Consider the following 15,127-nt stretch of genomic DNA (forward strand, 5'->3'; position numbering starts at 1 on the left):
CCTAGAGATCGGCAGCGCCCACGCCGTAAAGCTCAAATGCCAGCTTTCGGCCAGCCTGTGTCAGGATCAGCCTGCCGCGCGGATTGTGGACGACCAGCGATTGCCGCAGCAGACGACGCAGCCGGGACGCCTGGGAGCGGGTCCGGGTAAGGGCATCAAGGCGTGTGGCGCTAAGACCACGATCACTGTGGGTCAAGGCCTCAAGGACGTCGCCGTCGCGGTAGAGGTCCTCGATAAAGGCGGTCAGGTCGATACGCTGAGCGGTGTCATTATGTTCGGCGAGCAGTGCCATGCGGCGATCTCTGACAGAAATATGGCGCAAGTATACGACATTAGTCTGATTAGACCAAAGTCTATTCCTTGTCCGCTTGCGGATACATGCCGCGGGTCATGGCCAGCCGTTGCAGGCGCTGTAGGTGTTTTGGTTCAAGCACTCGTTGACGTGGCGCCTGCTCAGCATGACTCGATGGGGATCTGGGCGCTGAAGCCCGCGTTGGTGTGGGTGGGGCGTAGCGAAAGAAAGGTAACAAGAGAAAGGTAACGAGAGGAATGAAACGGGAGGCGTGGATAGATGGCAGCGACTTAAGGGGGCGACAGGCTATACGCGTAACGCCAAGCCCTGCCGCGATATTGCGGCAGGGCCTTGCTGATAAGCAGCGAGTCGCAGGGTATCAGTGACTGACCTGACCCAGCATCAGGAACTCCAGCAGTGCCTTCTGGGCATGCAGGCGGTTGCCGGCCTCCTGCCAGACCACGGCGCGGGGATCATCCAGCAAGGTTTCGCTGATCTCTTCGCCGCGGTGAGCGGGCAGGCAGTGCAGGAACAGCACATCCTTGTCCGCCGCATCCAGCATGGCCTCAGTCACCTGGAAGCCGGCGAAGTCGGCTTCTCTGCGCGCCTGCTCCTCTTCCTGTCCCATGGATGCCCATACATCGGTTGTCACCAGGTCGGCACCTGCGACGGCTGTCATGGGATCGCGGAGGATGGTCACTCGGTCTCCTGCGGCTGCCAGGATATCCTCGCGGGGCTCGTAGCCTTCAGGGCAGCAGATGCGCAGGGAGAAGTCGAACTGGCGTGCGGCATTGATCCAGGAGTGGCACATGTTGTTGCCGTCCCCGATCCACACCGCCGTGCGGCCCTTGACGCTGCCCCGCAGCTCGGTCCAGGTCATCACATCCGCCAGCAGCTGGCAGGGATGGTAATCATCGGTCAGCGCATTGATGACCGGTACGTCGCTGGCAGCGGCGAACTCTTCAAGGCCCTGGTGGGAGAAGGTGCGGATCATCACCGCGTCAACCATCTCTGACAGCACCCGAGCCGTGTCTCCTATGGGCTCGCCACGTCCTAGTTGAGTGTCCCTAGGCGAGAGGAACAGCGCGTGACCACCGAACTGAGCCATGGCGGTCTCGAAGGAGACACGGGTCCGTGTTGACGACTTCTCGAAGATCATCGCCAGGGTGCGGTTGGTAAAGGGCGCGTAGGTCGGGCCCTGGGCCTTGAGCCCATTCTTGATCGTGATCGCGCGCTGGATGAGGTAGCGCAATTCATCCTGGCTCAGGTCCAGTAGGGTCAGGAAGTGGCGGGCGGCCATGGCGTCTCTCCAACGAGGTAAAAAACGACCATCCTAGCCAGCGCGGAGGGGATGCGCAACGCGCCGCTGGGCCGTACAATGCGTTCAAGGAAAGGCCGAGCGTGGCAATCAGGTATTGTCTCGAAAGGGGTATCGATCCCGACGCGCATTGAAAAGTGCGGATGTTGACCCCATCGTATCGGCCGAAAGCGAACCGTAAGGGCATGCATCGTACCGTGAGGACATGCCAGACAAGCCCGAATCATTGAGGAGCCGTGATGAGCACCACCGTCGAAAACATTCAGCGCCAGATCAGCGAAAACCCCATTCTCATTTACATGAAGGGGTCTCCGCAGCTGCCGCAGTGCGGCTTCTCTGCGCAGACCGTGCAGGCGCTGATGGCGTGTGGCGAGCGCTTTGCTTTCGTCAACGTACTGGACAACCCCGACATTCGAGCCGAACTGCCCAAGGTGGCCAACTGGCCGACCTTCCCGCAGCTGTGGGTGGAAGGTGAGCTGGTCGGCGGTTGCGATATCGTGGTCGAGATGCATAACAATGGCGAACTTGAGCCCCTGATCAAGCAAGCCGCTGAACGTGCTCGCCAGAATGAAGAGGGCGGCGCCGAGTAAGGTGCAGCCTAGCATTCGATTGACCGGTCAGGACCGGCTAGCCGCTGGATCGCTGAGGTGGTGAGGGTGTTACCGCGCCCCCGCGCGACTGATCAAACACGGTCATCTGACTGATCAAACGCAAGGCCCCGCTGGTGTGGACACCAGCGGGGCCTTGTCGTATGTAGAGAGTCTCTGCAGTGAGCAGCATCCTGCCGCAGTAAAAAGGCATGGACCGGTGTCAGTCCTCCTCCATTCCCTGTTCCTGCTGAGCCAGCCGCCAACCGCCCAGGTCCTTGTAGCGATTGACCATCGCACAGAACAGCTCGGCCGTGCGCTCGGTGTCATAGCGGGCAGAGTGGGCGGCGTTGTTGTCGAAGTCGATGCCGGCGGCACGGCAAGCTCGGGCCAGCACGGTCTGGCCGTAGACCAGTCCTGCCAGGGAGGCGGTATCGAAGCTTGAGAACGGGTGGAAGGGGTTGCGCTTGATGTCGCAGCGGTTGGTCGCGGCATTGAGGAAGCCATGGTCAAAGGCAGCGTTGTGGCCTACCAGAATGGCCCTGGTGCAGCCATGAGCCTTGATGGCCTTGCGCACTGGACGGAATATTTCACCCAGCGCCTCGGCTTCGCTGATGGCGACCTGCTGACGCAGGGGGTCGTCGAGACGAATGCCGGTGAAGTCCAGTGCCGACTGTTCGACGTTGGCGCCAGCAAACGGCTCGATGTGATAGGCAAAGGTAGCGTCGGGCAGCAGGTTGCCCTCCGGGTCCATGGTCAGGGTGACAGCGGCGATCTCCAGCAGGGCGTCGCTTTCGGGATTGAAGCCGCCGGTCTCGATATCCACCACCACCGGCAGAAAACTGCGAAAACGTTGCGCCATGAGTTCGCGGGCGATCAGCTCGCTCATGCACCTCTCCTTGTCGGGCCGTGGGGTAATGGGCCTGTGTGATGCAGGCCGAAACGGCGAAAGTCTAGCAGTTTGGCAGCGCGGCGTCCCGTAGCGGTATTCGACACCGGCCATGCGCGCTATACTCGGCCCTCTTCAAGCGCCATTCATGAAGGAATGCGCTGGTCACGTCATGTCTGTCATACAAGAAGGAGCCCCTAGCATGTCCGATGTCAAGAAGGTCGTGCTCGCCTATTCGGGCGGTCTGGACACATCCGTCATCGTCAAGTGGTTGCAGGAGACTTACCACTGCGAAGTGGTGACCTTTACCGCCGACATCGGTCAGGGTGAGGAAGTCGAGCCGGCCCGCGCCAAGGCTGAGGCCCTGGGCGTCAAGGAAATCTACATCGAGGACCTGCGTGAAGAGTTCGTGCGCGACTACGTCTACCCGATGTTCCGTGCCAACACCATTTACGAAGGTGAGTACCTGCTGGGTACCTCTATCGCGCGTCCGCTGATCGCTCGTCGTCTGATCGAGATTGCCAACCAGACCGGTGCCGATGCGATTTCCCACGGTGCTACCGGCAAGGGCAACGATCAGGTCCGTTTCGAACTGGGCGGCTACGCCCTGAAGCCTGGCGTCAAGGTCATTGCGCCGTGGCGTGAGTGGGATCTGAATTCCCGCGAGAAGCTGATGGCCTACTGCCAGCAGCACGATATTCCCGTCGACTTCAGCAAGAAAAAGAAGTCCCCTTACTCGATGGATGCCAACCTGCTGCATATCTCCTACGAGGGCGGTATTCTCGAAGATCCCTGGGCGGAAGCCGAAGAGGACATGTGGCGCTGGAGCGTGTCGCCGGAAGCGGCACCGGACACTCCGACCTACGTCGAGCTGACCTTTGAAAAGGGCGACATCGTGGCCATCGACGGCGTGCCGATGAAGCCCCACGAAGTGCTGGAGAAGCTGAACAAGCTGGGTGGTGACAACGGTATCGGCCGTCTCGATATCGTCGAGAACCGCTACGTCGGCATGAAATCTCGCGGCTGCTATGAAACCCCTGGCGGTACCATCATGCTGCGTGCTCACCGCGCCATCGAGTCGTTGACCCTCGACCGGGAAGAAGCCCATCTCAAGGATGAGCTGATGCCCAAGTATGCCGAGGTCATCTACAACGGCTACTGGTGGAGCCCGGAGCGTCGCATGCTGCAGGCCGCCATCGACGAGACCCAGAAGAATGTGTCCGGCGTTGTTCGCATGAAGCTGTACAAGGGCAATGCCATCGTGGCAGGCCGTCGCTCCGACGAGTCGCTGTTCGACGAGTCCATCGCGACCTTTGAAGACGACAAGGGCGCCTACGACCAGAAGGATGCGGAAGGCTTCATCAAGCTGAATGCGCTGCGTCTGCGTATCGCCGCAGGCAAGGGCCGTCGTCAGGACTAAGCGCTTGGCGTTCGACCATCAGATCCAGGAGGCGACATGTTCAAGAAGCTGATCGGCAGCCTTTTCAAGGGTGGAGGCGCCGCTGAATCGCGTTCCACGGAGGAGGCCGAGGCCGTGGAGTATCGCGGATTCCTGATCGTGTCTCGTCCGCAGGAGCAGGGCGGTCAGTATCGCGTCAGCGGCTTTATTCGCAAGCCCATCGAGGGTGGCGAGACGCTGGAACACGCTTTCGAGCGCTCTGACCTGGTGCCTGGGCGTGAGGCCTGTGATGCGCTGATGCGACAGAAGGCGGAACGCTACATCGATGAAGTCGGTGATGGCATGTTCTCGTCTGATTGAGACGAAGCGATGGAAACGGCGCCCCCTGGGCGCCGTTTCTGTTTCAGCCATGGGGTAAAGGAGACCACATGATCGTATTGCACCATCTCGAAAACTCCCGCTCTCTCAGAGTGGTCTGGCTACTGGAAGAGCTTGGAGTCGACTATGACATTCAGCTCTATCGGCGTGATCCCAAGACCATGCTGGCCCCTGAATCCCTCAAGCAGGTTCACCCGCTCGGCAAGTCGCCGCTGATCACCGACCAGCATCAGGCGGGCAGGGTCGTGGCAGAAAGCGGTGCGATCATCGAGTATCTGCTGCGCCATTACGACAGGGAGCGGGCGCTGTCTCCCTCCGTCGACAGTGAAGCCTACGATGACTATGTGTTCTGGATGCACCATGCGGAGGCCTCGGCGATGCCCCCGCTGGTGATGAATCTGGTGTTTGGCAGGCTCAGCAAGCCCCCTGTGCCGGCTCTGGTGCGTCCTTTGGGCAAGATGTTCGCCAAGGGCGTGAAAGAGCAGTACCTCGGGCCAGAAATACGACGGCTGATAGGCTTTTGGGAGCAGCACCTGGCAGAGCACAGCTGGTTCGCGGGAGAGACGTTCAGCGCGGCGGATATCCAGATGAGTTTCCCGCTCCTGGCGCTGGAAGGTAGGGGCATGTTGTCTGACCATCCGGCGCTCACGCGCTTTCTCGAGCAGGCCCGGGCGCGACCCGCCTATGGCCGTGCTACAGAGAAGGGCGGTGAGCTCTCACTCTAGGGCTTGTACGAAAAGTGCCTGCGCTTGGTGATACGGCGTTAAAAATCGGCTTAAAATGCTCATTTACACCTCGTAAACTGCGCTTTCTCACCGATTTTTGCCTTGTCTAACCTTCGCTCGTCGACTTTTCGGACAGAGCCTCGACCGTCGTTATGGAAACAGGTCTGACCCGGTGGCTGATCGGTTTTGGTTATGAGCACGTAAATCATTATTCATGCCAAGCATATTGAGTTTGCAGCTGCGAGCAGGATAATGGGTTGATCTCCTACCCAAGAGGTCAACTTGATGCGCATCTTACTGACGCTTGCGGGGGCGCTGATGATGGCGAGCTCCGCGCATGCAGCCGATGTCAAGCCGCTGGTCAGTCCTGAGTGGCTTGAAGCGAACCTGGATAATGACGATGTGGTGGTGCTGGATATTCGCTCCAGCATCGACAATGGCGGTGACCGGTCAAGCTTCGAGCAAGCCCACATTCCCGGCAGTCTGTATTCGAGTTATACCGAGGACGGCTGGCGGGAAACCCGCGATGGTGTCACCGGAGTCATGCCTCCGGTGTCGAGTCTTGAGCGCTTGATCGGCGGCCTCGGAATCGATAATGACGATACCGTGGTGCTGGTGCCGGCGGGTACCGGCGCGACGGACTTTGGCAGCGCGGCACGGGTGTACTGGACCTTCAAGGTGCTGAGTCACGAGCAGGTGGCGATTCTCGACGGCGGCTTTGCCGGTTGGAAAGCGGCAGGCCTCGAACTGGCCAGTGGCTCGGCAGAGTACCCTGATCCGGTGCGCTTTGAAGGACGTTTGAATGAGGCTCTGCTGGCGACGACTGCAGAGGTCGAAGCGGCCCGCGAGTCCCAGGGGCAGCTGGTCGACGCCCGCCCAGAGGACTACTTCAAGGGCGACAACCAGTCTCCTGCAGCGACTGCTCCGGGCACCATTCCTGGCGCACGCAACCTGCCTCATCAGACGCTGCTGGCCGATGACGACGGCGCCTGGCGGTTGAATACGGCGGAAGTGACCTCGCGTATCCAGGCGGCAGAGCTGGATGCGGATGCCAAGACCGTGGCGTTCTGCAACACCGGACACTGGGCAGCGACTGACTGGTTCGTGCTGAGTGAAATTGCCGGCTTCGACAACGTGGCGTTGTATGACGGTTCCATGGCTGAGTGGACCCAGGATGAGTCACGTCCGCTGGCCGTGGCGAAGCAGGGGCTTGGCAAGGTGCTGGACGCGCTCGGCTTCGGTGACGAGTGACCCTTGGGTCCGTGACCCCTCGATAGGTGTCGTTTAGATAGTGAGCTCCTAGATGGCTATTGGCGATGCCTAGATGACCGCCGCCAGGACGCCGTGAATCAGTGGCGGCACCGGCGGCGGTGATACTCCTTCCTTTGAACAGATGCACTTCCATGACTCAGATGTCTTCACAGGCCGCTTCGGCCACCGCTAGCGATGCTGCTGGCTCCGCGCACAGGGTTCGGCCACCTGGCGCTGAGCTAAGCGCTGGACAAACTCCTGGACAGGCCCCCCTCAAGGTGGATCGTTTCGTCGTCAGCCTGGCGCTGATCGGCATGGTTGTGCTGGGCGGTCTGGTATGGCTTGAGACCGCGCCTTTTCTGGTGGTGTTGTTCGCCATTGGTATCGCGCTCGGCGTGGCGCTTTACCACGGTGCCTTCGGCTTTACCGCCGGTTGGCGAAACCTGGTCACCAAACGCCGCGGGGCCGGTATGCGCGCGCAGCTGATGCTGTTTGCTCTGACCTCGGCATTGATGATTCCTTTGCTTGGCAGCGGCCAGCCCGGTCTGGTCGGCGCGGTTGCGCCCATTGGCACCTCGCTTATCGTTGGCTCGTTTGTGTTTGGTCTGGGCATGCAACTTGGCGGAGGGTGCGGTTCAGGCACCCTGTTTACGGTCGGCGCGGGCAATCTGCGCATGCTGGTGACGCTTGCATTCTTCATCATTGGCGCGGTGGTCGGCTCGATCCACCTGCCTTGGTGGCTGGACTTGCCCAGTCTTGATCCGGTCAGTCTGATCGATAGTGTGGGTGTGCCGGGAGCGATAGCGGTGCAGTGGGTCGGCCTGGGTTTGGTCGCGCTGTGGGTCAATCGCGTGGAGCGTCGCGCTCACGGTGAGCTTGAGCGTTCAGAGCTGCGCCTTCGTCCAGTAGAAGGGAGTGCGTTCAAGGCCCTCGTGCAGGGCCGCTGGCCATTCGTTTGGGCCATATTGGTGCTGGCAGTCGGCAACACCCTGACGCTGCTGGTGGGAGGCGCCCCCTGGGGCATTACCTTTGCTTTCAATCTGTGGGGAGCAAAGGCGCTGCAGGCCATCGGCGTGGACATGAGCCAGTTCGAGTTCTGGACCTGGGACTATCCGGCCATGGCCCTGGCCGACTCTGTGCTGGTCAATATCACCTCGGTAATGAACTTTGGTCTGCTGCTTGGGGCCATGCTGGCAGCGGGCCTGGCCAATCGCTTCAACGAAGCCAGCCGCAAGAAGGTAGAGGGCCGTCAATTTCTGGCCGCGGTGGTGGGTGGCCTGCTGCTGGGCTACGGCGCCAGGTTGGGATTTGGCTGTAACATCGGCGCGCTGTTTTCGGGCTTGGCTTCTGGAAGTCTGCATGCCTGGGTGTGGTTCGCCTGCGCCTTTGTTGGTTCGTTGGTGGGTATTCGCCTGCGGCCCTGGTTCCGTCTGCCCAATTGAACAAGGAGTGCGCCATGCAAGCCGCTTACCGCCGTAGCCGCATCATCGCCATGTTGCTGGCCATCCTGGTACTGATACTTGCGGATCATCTCAGCAGCCCAACCTTTGCCTTCAACATGGGCGACGGTCACGCCCGTACGTCCCTGAATCAGCGGGATGCCAACGCCTGCGCGCCCTGCGGAGCGCCCTGTCCGTCGACTCGGGAATAGCCTGGGTAGGCGCTGTCGAGCAGGTGACAGAGGTGGATGGCAACAACGGAGCAGTAGGTAGAAAAATAAGTAGAGACAGTAGGTAAAGAAAAGGCGCTCCTGCCGTGGCAGGAGCGCCTTTTTCATGGCGTGATCGGGAATGGTGGCTTGCAGGGTCTGGCAGGGTATCTACCGACAGCGCAGGGGGCTGCCATGGGCGTTCATTCGCCAGGGGACTGACGCCGCGACATCTTGGGTCCCAGCGGCCCCAACCAGAGCCACACTTGCAGGACCACCAGTACCGGCAGGAGCCAGGTCGGGGCGCCAACGGTCCACACCAGCACCTGGTGGATCATGAACGCGGTGATACCGCCCAGCAGGCCCAGTACCGGGAACATCAGCGGACGTTCGGACCCGGGGCGGCGGCTCAAGCGGAACAGCGAGCCGGTAAAGGCGCCGAAGCTCGAGGCCATGGCCAGTGGTATCCAGAGTTCTCGCAGCACATCGTTCATGGTTGATCGCTCATATTGCAGCATAGAGCGTCAGCGTAACGTGTCCTGTCGGTCTATGCGCTTCAACTTTGGCGTTAGCCGTGCCGCTGACGCGTCGGCTGTCAGGCTATAGATCGACCTTTTCCTTGAACTCGCACAGGTCCTCGATCACACAGCTGCCACAGCGTGGCTTGCGCGCCACACAGGTGTAGCGCCCGTGCAGGATGAGCCAATGGTGTGCATCCTGGCGAAATTCCTTGGGCACATGCCGCATCAGCCGCTCCTCGACCTCGATCACGTTCTTGCCCTTGGCGATGCCGGTGCGGTTGGAGACTCGGAAGATATGGGTGTCCACCGCAATGGTAGGCTGGCCGAAAGCGGTATTGAGAATCACGTTGGCGGTCTTGCGGCCGACTCCCGGGAGCGCTTCTAGCTCAGGGCGAGTACGCGGCACGTCGCCGCCATGCTGCTGGACCAGCAGATGGCAGGTCTTCATCAGGTTTTCGGCTTTGGTGTTGAACAGGCCGATCGTCTTGATGTGGTCCTTGAGGGCGTCGATACCCAGATCAATGATGGCCTGGGGCGTGTTGGCGACGGGAAATAGCCTTGCCGTGGCCTTGTTGACGCCGACATCGGTTGCCTGGGCAGATAGCAGCACTGCTGCCAGCAGCTCGAACGGGGTCGACCAATGAAGCTCTGTGGTGGGCTCGGGATTATGGGCCCGCAGTCGAGTGAAGATCTCGTGGCGTTTGGCAGCGTTCATGGGACTCCTGTAGCGAGGGTTGCGGTCACGCTGAAGAGCGGCCTGGAAGGTTGGGACTTGAGTCAGTGACTGGGTGTTGCGCTGAACTGAGTGACTGGGCCTAGTGAATGGTCCCGGTGACTCTAACCCTTCGCTGCTCGGAAGGGGGCTGCGAGGCGGGGCGGCGGCGAGCGATGTGGTCGTCGATGGCGTTCTTGCCGGCAATCAGCAGGCCGGTTATCAGAAAGGCCCCAGGCGGCAGCGCCATAAACAGCATGTGGCGCTCCCCCGGTAGCTGGATCACCCAGTCAGCCGCGCCGCTACCCAGCAGTAGCTCCATGCCATCAAACAGTGTGCCCTGGCCGAGAGCCTCGCGCAGGGCGCCAATCACTATCAGCACCAGGGTGAAGCCTAGTCCATTCATCAGCGCGTCCAGCAGCGATGGGGCCAGCGGCTGGCGCGAGGCAAAGGCTTCTACTCGGGCAAGGATGGCGCAATTGGTCACGATCAGAGGCAGGAAGATGCCCAGCACCTGATAAAGCTCGTAGGCCATCGCGGCCATGGCGAGTTCTGTGCAGGTCACCAGCGCTGCAATGATCATGACAAAGGCAGGCAGCCGTATCTCGGGGCGGATGTGACCTCTTATCATCGATGCGCAGCCATTGGCGCCCAGCATGACCGCCAGCGTGGCAAGACCGAGCCCCAGGCCGTTGACGATGGTGCCGGATACCGCCAGCAAAGGACATAGCCCCAATAGTTGTACCAGGGCAGGGTTGTTGCTCCACAGTCCGTTGGCGGCGATTTGGCGAGCCTGCTGGCGAGTCAGGGAGCTATTTGACGAGCTGTGCGAGTCGTCATTCATCAGGAGTCTCCCGCGGTGAGGTGGTGGCAGATGAGGCTGCTGGCGTGGCGGCGACGACAGCGCGAATCACGGCCTCTGAGGTTATGGTGGCGCCGGTCAGTGCCTCGATGGGACCTGATGGTGTCAACGCCAGGGCGTCCTGATGGCGCCCCTCGAACTGATCTACCCAAGGACTCTTGCGTCGTTCGATCTTGTCCCCCAGACCCGGGGTTTCGTGATGCTCAAGCACGCGCACCGCGACGATCTTGCCTTCAGGGGTGAACGCGACCAACAGGCGTATCGCACCTCCGTATCCCATCGCCTTACCGGCGTGAACGGTGGCGAGTCGCTGGCCGTTGGGGCCGATGGCTTGCCAGGAGGTAGCTTCGTCGAGGGCAACGATCGATGCTGTCTGGGGCGGTACCAACTGCTTCAGCAGTTGCTGCTGATAGTGCTCGCGATTGGCCGCGATCGGGGCCTCACTCAGCCAGTGCGTTATCACGACGCTGGCTAACGTGACGACGGCAAGCAGGAGCAGCGTTGCGACCGCCCCCCGCGGGCTTGGTAAGGGTGGCGCTGTCGGGGCTGTCATGAATTCCCCCTGGGCGCATCGGTGGCTGAGCGGTGCGTCCCTGAGCACAGCTGATCGAGCAGCGGGGCCGAGAGGTTCATCAGCAGCACGGCGAAGGCGATGGCGTCGGGGTAGCCCCCGTAGCCCCGGATGAGCATGACCAGTACGCCGATCGCGGCACCGAACACCCAGCGCGCGCGTCGATGGCCGGGAGCGCTGACCGGATCGGTGATGATAAAGAAGGCGCCCATGACGGTGGCGCCATTGAACAGATGAAACGCCACGGAGCCAGTACCCGACACCTGGTTTAACAGCGCTGCCAGGACTGCCATGGTGCTCAGCATGGCCAGCGGCAGGCGCCAGTCGATGAGACGCTGGGCCAGTAGTACCAGCCCGCCAGCCAGCCAGGCCAGGGAAATGATGGCCCAAGGTGAAGAGAGGTTGGCATCGCCGATGACCGAGGCGCCGGCAGGCTGGCGCAGCGCATCGAGGGGAGTGGCGCCACTGACGGCGTCCAATGTGCTGGCGTCAAGTTGGCCGAGCCAGCCCTGCCACAGGTTCTGGACGTCGCCGGCGCCAAAGCCTGTGGCGTCCGGCCATAGACTCAGCGGTACCGGGAAGGACACCAGCAGCATCGCGTAGCCGACCATGGCGGGGTTGAAGATGTTGTGCCCCAGCCCACCATAGAGGTGCTTGGCCACGGCGATGGCGGCCACAGCACCGATCAGAATGAGCCAGACACTGGTGCCAGCGGGCAGCGCCGCGCCGAGTAGAATGCCCGTCAGCATGGCGCTACCGTCGGCCAGTGTTGGGCGCAGTGGTCGTGATCTTGCGGCGAGCATCAGGGCTTCCACCAGACAGCAGCACAGGATGCCGGTCAGCACATTGGTGATGACACCGGCACCGAAGTACCAGGTCTGAGCGGCGATGCCGGGCAAGCAGGCCAACGAGACGCTGCGCATCACGCGGGCGCTGCTGGCGATAGGCGCTGTCTGGTGCAAATAGCTCATGATGTCGGGGCTTCCTGGCGGGCGGCGGCCAGCTGCGCATTGGCAGCCTCTAGATGTTCGCGGGCAGTGCTCTGCTGAGACTCGAGATCGGCCAGCACCTCGCTGGGTTGCTGCTGCTGGGCGGCACGCTCGAGCGCCTTCTCTGCCTTACGCAGCGCCGCCTTGGCTGCTGCCTGGGCGATGCGCAGGCTGCGCAGATCGGCGGGAGCCGAGGAGGTGGGCGCGTGGTCATCCGCTGGGGTCTTGGGAGCGGGACGTCGCAGCGCCGCCTTGCGCGCCTGGCGTCTGGCTTCACGCTCATCGTGTTCGCGCTGCATGCGCTCCTTGCGGGCATCGAAGCGAGCGCGGGCCTGGTCCGCCCTGGCCCGTTCGGCGTCGGCAACCCGCAGGCGGCGCTTGGCCTCGCCGAAGGATGCCGCCAGCGGAAGGTGGCTGGGGCATACATAGTCGCAAGCGCCGCACTCGATACAGGCAAGCAGGCCGTGGGCCTTGGCCCGTGCGTCATCTTCGACCCGGGTGTGCCACCACAGCTGCTGAGGCGCCAGGCCCGCAGGACAGGCGGGGACGCAGTCGTTGCAGCGAATGCAGGGCGACGGCGGGGGCGGGCTGGGCAGCTCTTGTTCGGTGGCCGCGATCAGACAGTGGGTCGTGGGGGTTGTCGCTGCGCTGGCAAGCGACCGCTGGTGCCCCATCAGCGGGCCTCCATCGATCAACTTGGCGAGCCTGGAGGTATCCAGTCCAGCGTCAGCCAACAGCGTGGCTGCCGGTGTGCCCACTCTGGCCTCAACGTTGCCCGGTGCACTCAACGCCTGACCCGCCAGCGTCACGATGCGGGTGATGGCGGGGAGGCCGAGAATCACCGCGTCGTGGATGGCGGCCAGGGTGGCGGGGTTGTGACATAACACCCCGACGTCAACCGGCAGTTGCTGCGGCGTCATCCTTCGCGCCAGCAGGCGGTCGATCAACTGACGCTCACCGCCGCTTGGGTAGCGGGTCGGGATGATCACGACGTCGGTCGGCAGTGCAGACATGGCGAGGGCGGCCGATAGCGCCTCGGCCGCCTCTGGCTTGTCATCTTCGATGCCGGCGACGATGCGGGTGGCACCGGTGGCGCGCGCGAGAATCAGCGCGCCGCTCACGACCTTTTCGGCGTCGTGACGCAGCAAGGCATCGTCAGCGGTGATGTAGGGTTCACATTCAGCGGCATTGATCAGCAGGGTGTCGATGCCGGCACGGTGGGCGGCTCTGGCTTTCAAGGCGGCCGGAAAGCCTGCGCCTCCCATGCCTGCAATACCCGCCTCTGCGATGCGTTCAAAAATCTGCTCTGGAGATGCCTGCTTGGCTGCCAGCGGCCGCATGGTGAGGATCTGCTGGCAGCCTTCGGCAACGATGACAATTCCTGGTGCATCGCTCGCATGCTCCTGAGCATCCCTTGACAGCCCCGGCGCATCCTTTGAAAGCCCCGGAGCATCACTCGAAGTCTCCTGGGGGGCGTTGTGGGCCGCGGCGTCAGTCAAATTGACCCGTCCGCTGATCGGGGCATGCATCGGCAGTGCCAAATGTCCCACCGGGCGGGCGATGCGCTGGCCCGCCCGAACCCAGTCACCGTCGTTCACTTCCAGCAGTGTTTCGGCCCACGGCTTGTGGGAGTTGTCATTGAGCGCCAGGGAGACCTCTGGTGGCAGCGGCGCGCGTCGAATGCCGAGATCACGGGTCTGGGCCTTGCGGGTGTCAGGGCGGATGCCTGGCGCACAGGAGCCGCCGAGACCCAGCCAGCGCTGAAGTCGTTCAAGCGTTGACATGGTGTTCTCCCGATGGGCGGTCCGACGCGATGAGACGAATGGATTCGCCCATCGCGGGAGGTCTCTCCAGCAGGTCGATGCAGTCAACCGGGCAGGGTGCGACGCACAGATCGCAGCCGGTGCACTCGTCGGCAATCACCGTGTGCATCAGCTTCGACGCCCCGATAATGGCGTCCACCGGACAGGCCTGGATGCACTTGGTGCAGCCAATGCACTCATCTTCTCGAATAAAGGCCACCATGGTGGTGCTGGTCGCTTCGCCATCCAGGGGAACGGGATCACGTCCCAGTAAGGCGGCGAGTTCGGTAATGGTGGTGTCGCCTCCTGGGGGACACTTGTTGATCGCTTCGCCTTGCTCCACTGCCTCGGCATAGGGGCGGCAGCCAGGGTAACCACACTGGCCACACTGGGTTTGAGGCAGCAGCGCGTCGATCTGCTGGACCAGGCCGTCCTCGCCGGCGCCGAAACGTCGGTGCATCCATCCAAGCAGCAAGCCGCAGCTGCCGATCAGGCTTACCAGCAGCAGCAGGCCGAGCAGTGAAGGGGCGGTCACTGGATTGCCCCCTCCGCCAGGCCGGCAAAGCCCATGAAGGCAAGCGACATCAGGCTGGCGGTGACCATGGCGATGGCAGGGCCTCGAAACGGGCGTGGTACGTCTGCAGCAGATAGGCGTTCGCGCATGGCGGCGAGCATGATCAGCACCAGGGAGAAACCCAGCGCTGCACTGAAGCCGTACAGCACAGCACCGAAGAAGCCACTGTCACGCTGGAGGCTGAGCAGGGCGACACCGAGTACGGCACAGTTGGTCGTGATTAGCGGCAGGAAAATGCCCAGCACCCGGTGAAGCAGGGGGCTGGTATGCCTGACCATGATGTCCGTAGCCTGAACCACCACGGCGATCACCACGATAAAGGCAATGGTACGCAGGTACTCCAGCCCAAAGGGGACGAGCAGGTAGCGGTACAGCAGATGGCTGGCGGCGGCCACCAAGGTCAGCACGAAGGTGGTCGCCAGTGCCATGCCAAGGGCGGACTCCAGCTTGGAGGAGACCCCTAGAAAAGGGCATAGTCCGAGGAACTGCACCAAAACGAAGTTGTTGACCAGGGCGGTACTGACGAGAACGAGGAAAACGTCGGTCATGGCATGCACAGTATAGCGGCCGGCGGGCTAGAGCCCGCCGGCAGGGAGTAGCAGAGCACGA

General features: G+C 62.1%; 18 protein-coding genes. 7 read left to right on the top strand and 11 right to left on the bottom strand.

Annotated features, from left to right (window positions below; translation table 11 throughout):
- Position 1: 1 nt before the first annotated feature.
- Positions 2-292: a hypothetical protein gene (locus KUV45_RS05625; protein ID WP_206939376.1), complete on the bottom strand. Its 291-nt coding sequence runs from the start codon at positions 290-292 to the stop codon at positions 2-4.
- A 379-nt stretch (positions 293-671) separates the two neighbouring features.
- A complete protein-coding gene (gene argF, locus KUV45_RS05630; protein WP_206939374.1) occupies positions 672-1,592 on the bottom strand; it encodes an ornithine carbamoyltransferase in 921 nt (306 codons plus the stop codon).
- A 257-nt stretch (positions 1,593-1,849) separates the two neighbouring features.
- On the opposite strand from argF, the gene grxD reads away from it, so the two are divergent.
- Positions 1,850-2,200: a Grx4 family monothiol glutaredoxin gene (gene grxD, locus KUV45_RS05635; RefSeq protein WP_206939372.1), complete on the top strand. Its 351-nt coding sequence runs from the start codon at positions 1,850-1,852 to the stop codon at positions 2,198-2,200.
- Positions 2,201-2,420: 220 nt separating this feature from the next.
- On the opposite strand, the gene rnt is transcribed toward grxD, so the two are convergent.
- Complete coding sequence (gene rnt / locus KUV45_RS05640) at positions 2,421-3,086, bottom strand: ribonuclease T (protein ID WP_206939364.1); 666 nt, start codon at positions 3,084-3,086, stop codon at positions 2,421-2,423.
- Between the two features lie 202 nt (positions 3,087-3,288).
- On the opposite strand from rnt, the gene KUV45_RS05645 reads away from it, so the two are divergent.
- The 6 genes from KUV45_RS05645 to KUV45_RS05670 all read left to right on the top strand — a co-directional run bounded on the left by KUV45_RS05645 (position 3,289) and on the right by KUV45_RS05670 (position 8,490).
- On the top strand, positions 3,289-4,506 hold the full coding sequence (locus KUV45_RS05645) for an argininosuccinate synthase (RefSeq protein WP_206939363.1): 1,218 nt from the start codon (positions 3,289-3,291) through the stop codon (positions 4,504-4,506).
- A 36-nt stretch (positions 4,507-4,542) separates the two neighbouring features.
- On the top strand, positions 4,543-4,845 hold the full coding sequence (locus tag KUV45_RS05650; protein ID WP_206939361.1) for an HlyU family transcriptional regulator: 303 nt from the start codon (positions 4,543-4,545) through the stop codon (positions 4,843-4,845).
- A 68-nt stretch (positions 4,846-4,913) separates the two neighbouring features.
- The gene (locus KUV45_RS05655; protein ID WP_222163747.1) at positions 4,914-5,588 is read left to right on the top strand and encodes a glutathione S-transferase; all 675 of its coding nucleotides are present in this window, start codon (positions 4,914-4,916) and stop codon (positions 5,586-5,588) included.
- A 285-nt stretch (positions 5,589-5,873) separates the two neighbouring features.
- Positions 5,874-6,839: a sulfurtransferase gene (locus tag KUV45_RS05660; protein WP_224852109.1), complete on the top strand. Its 966-nt coding sequence runs from the start codon at positions 5,874-5,876 to the stop codon at positions 6,837-6,839.
- Positions 6,840-7,117: 278 nt separating this feature from the next.
- Complete coding sequence (locus tag KUV45_RS05665; RefSeq protein ID WP_224852108.1) at positions 7,118-8,281, top strand: YeeE/YedE family protein; 1,164 nt, start codon at positions 7,118-7,120, stop codon at positions 8,279-8,281.
- Positions 8,282-8,295: 14 nt separating this feature from the next.
- Positions 8,296-8,490: a hypothetical protein gene (locus KUV45_RS05670; protein ID WP_206939357.1), complete on the top strand. Its 195-nt coding sequence runs from the start codon at positions 8,296-8,298 to the stop codon at positions 8,488-8,490.
- A 200-nt stretch (positions 8,491-8,690) separates the two neighbouring features.
- On the opposite strand, the gene KUV45_RS05675 is transcribed toward KUV45_RS05670, so the two are convergent.
- The 8 genes from KUV45_RS05675 to rsxA form a co-directional block, all read right to left on the bottom strand.
- The gene (locus KUV45_RS05675) at positions 8,691-8,981 is read right to left on the bottom strand and encodes a hypothetical protein (RefSeq protein ID WP_224852107.1); all 291 of its coding nucleotides are present in this window, start codon (positions 8,979-8,981) and stop codon (positions 8,691-8,693) included.
- Positions 8,982-9,087: 106 nt separating this feature from the next.
- Positions 9,088-9,723 carry an endonuclease III gene (nth, locus tag KUV45_RS05680; RefSeq protein WP_206939354.1) on the bottom strand — a complete coding sequence of 212 codons (636 nt, stop codon included), beginning with the start codon at positions 9,721-9,723 and terminating at the stop codon, positions 9,088-9,090.
- 100 nt (positions 9,724-9,823) lie between these two features.
- A complete protein-coding gene (locus KUV45_RS05685; protein WP_222163748.1) occupies positions 9,824-10,564 on the bottom strand; it encodes an electron transport complex subunit E in 741 nt (246 codons plus the stop codon).
- Complete coding sequence (locus KUV45_RS05690) at positions 10,557-11,135, bottom strand: RnfABCDGE type electron transport complex subunit G (protein WP_222163749.1); 579 nt, start codon at positions 11,133-11,135, stop codon at positions 10,557-10,559. The genes KUV45_RS05685 and KUV45_RS05690 overlap by 8 nt, the downstream gene beginning before the upstream one ends.
- Positions 11,132-12,124, bottom strand: a complete 993-nt coding sequence (locus tag KUV45_RS05695) for an RnfABCDGE type electron transport complex subunit D (RefSeq protein WP_222163750.1) — start codon at positions 12,122-12,124, stop codon at positions 11,132-11,134. The genes KUV45_RS05690 and KUV45_RS05695 overlap by 4 nt, the downstream gene beginning before the upstream one ends.
- On the bottom strand, positions 12,121-13,926 hold the full coding sequence (rsxC, locus tag KUV45_RS05700; RefSeq protein WP_222163751.1) for an electron transport complex subunit RsxC: 1,806 nt from the start codon (positions 13,924-13,926) through the stop codon (positions 12,121-12,123). Before rsxC ends, KUV45_RS05695 begins: the two co-directional genes overlap by 4 nt.
- Positions 13,913-14,479, bottom strand: a complete 567-nt coding sequence (gene rsxB / locus KUV45_RS05705) for an electron transport complex subunit RsxB (protein WP_222163752.1) — start codon at positions 14,477-14,479, stop codon at positions 13,913-13,915. Before rsxB ends, rsxC begins: the two co-directional genes overlap by 14 nt.
- A complete protein-coding gene (rsxA, locus tag KUV45_RS05710) occupies positions 14,476-15,066 on the bottom strand; it encodes an electron transport complex subunit RsxA (protein ID WP_222163753.1) in 591 nt (196 codons plus the stop codon). The genes rsxB and rsxA overlap by 4 nt, the downstream gene beginning before the upstream one ends.
- Positions 15,067-15,127 lie beyond the last annotated feature (61 nt).

Origin of the sequence: Halomonas sp. DP3Y7-2, assembly GCF_019800795.1 — a bacterium.
In the GTDB taxonomy this organism is placed as follows: domain Bacteria; phylum Pseudomonadota; class Gammaproteobacteria; order Pseudomonadales; family Halomonadaceae; genus Halomonas; species Halomonas litopenaei_A.

Coding starts and splice junctions, on each gene's coding strand:
- KUV45_RS05625 (WP_206939376.1), bottom strand. CDS start 292: ATGGCACTGCTCGCCGAACATAATGACACCGCTCAGCGTATCGACCTG.
- argF (WP_206939374.1), bottom strand. CDS start 1,592: ATGGCCGCCCGCCACTTCCTGACCCTACTGGACCTGAGCCAGGATGAA.
- grxD (WP_206939372.1), top strand. CDS start 1,850: ATGAGCACCACCGTCGAAAACATTCAGCGCCAGATCAGCGAAAACCCC.
- rnt (WP_206939364.1), bottom strand. CDS start 3,086: ATGAGCGAGCTGATCGCCCGCGAACTCATGGCGCAACGTTTTCGCAGT.
- KUV45_RS05645 (WP_206939363.1), top strand. CDS start 3,289: ATGTCCGATGTCAAGAAGGTCGTGCTCGCCTATTCGGGCGGTCTGGAC.
- KUV45_RS05650 (WP_206939361.1), top strand. CDS start 4,543: ATGTTCAAGAAGCTGATCGGCAGCCTTTTCAAGGGTGGAGGCGCCGCT.
- KUV45_RS05655 (WP_222163747.1), top strand. CDS start 4,914: ATGATCGTATTGCACCATCTCGAAAACTCCCGCTCTCTCAGAGTGGTC.
- KUV45_RS05660 (WP_224852109.1), top strand. CDS start 5,874: ATGCGCATCTTACTGACGCTTGCGGGGGCGCTGATGATGGCGAGCTCC.
- KUV45_RS05670 (WP_206939357.1), top strand. CDS start 8,296: ATGCAAGCCGCTTACCGCCGTAGCCGCATCATCGCCATGTTGCTGGCC.
- KUV45_RS05675 (WP_224852107.1), bottom strand. CDS start 8,981: ATGAACGATGTGCTGCGAGAACTCTGGATACCACTGGCCATGGCCTCG.
- nth (WP_206939354.1), bottom strand. CDS start 9,723: ATGAACGCTGCCAAACGCCACGAGATCTTCACTCGACTGCGGGCCCAT.
- KUV45_RS05685 (WP_222163748.1), bottom strand. CDS start 10,564: ATGAATGACGACTCGCACAGCTCGTCAAATAGCTCCCTGACTCGCCAG.
- KUV45_RS05690 (WP_222163749.1), bottom strand. CDS start 11,135: ATGACAGCCCCGACAGCGCCACCCTTACCAAGCCCGCGGGGGGCGGTC.
- KUV45_RS05695 (WP_222163750.1), bottom strand. CDS start 12,124: ATGAGCTATTTGCACCAGACAGCGCCTATCGCCAGCAGCGCCCGCGTG.
- rsxC (WP_222163751.1), bottom strand. CDS start 13,926: ATGTCAACGCTTGAACGACTTCAGCGCTGGCTGGGTCTCGGCGGCTCC.
- rsxA (WP_222163753.1), bottom strand. CDS start 15,066: ATGACCGACGTTTTCCTCGTTCTCGTCAGTACCGCCCTGGTCAACAAC.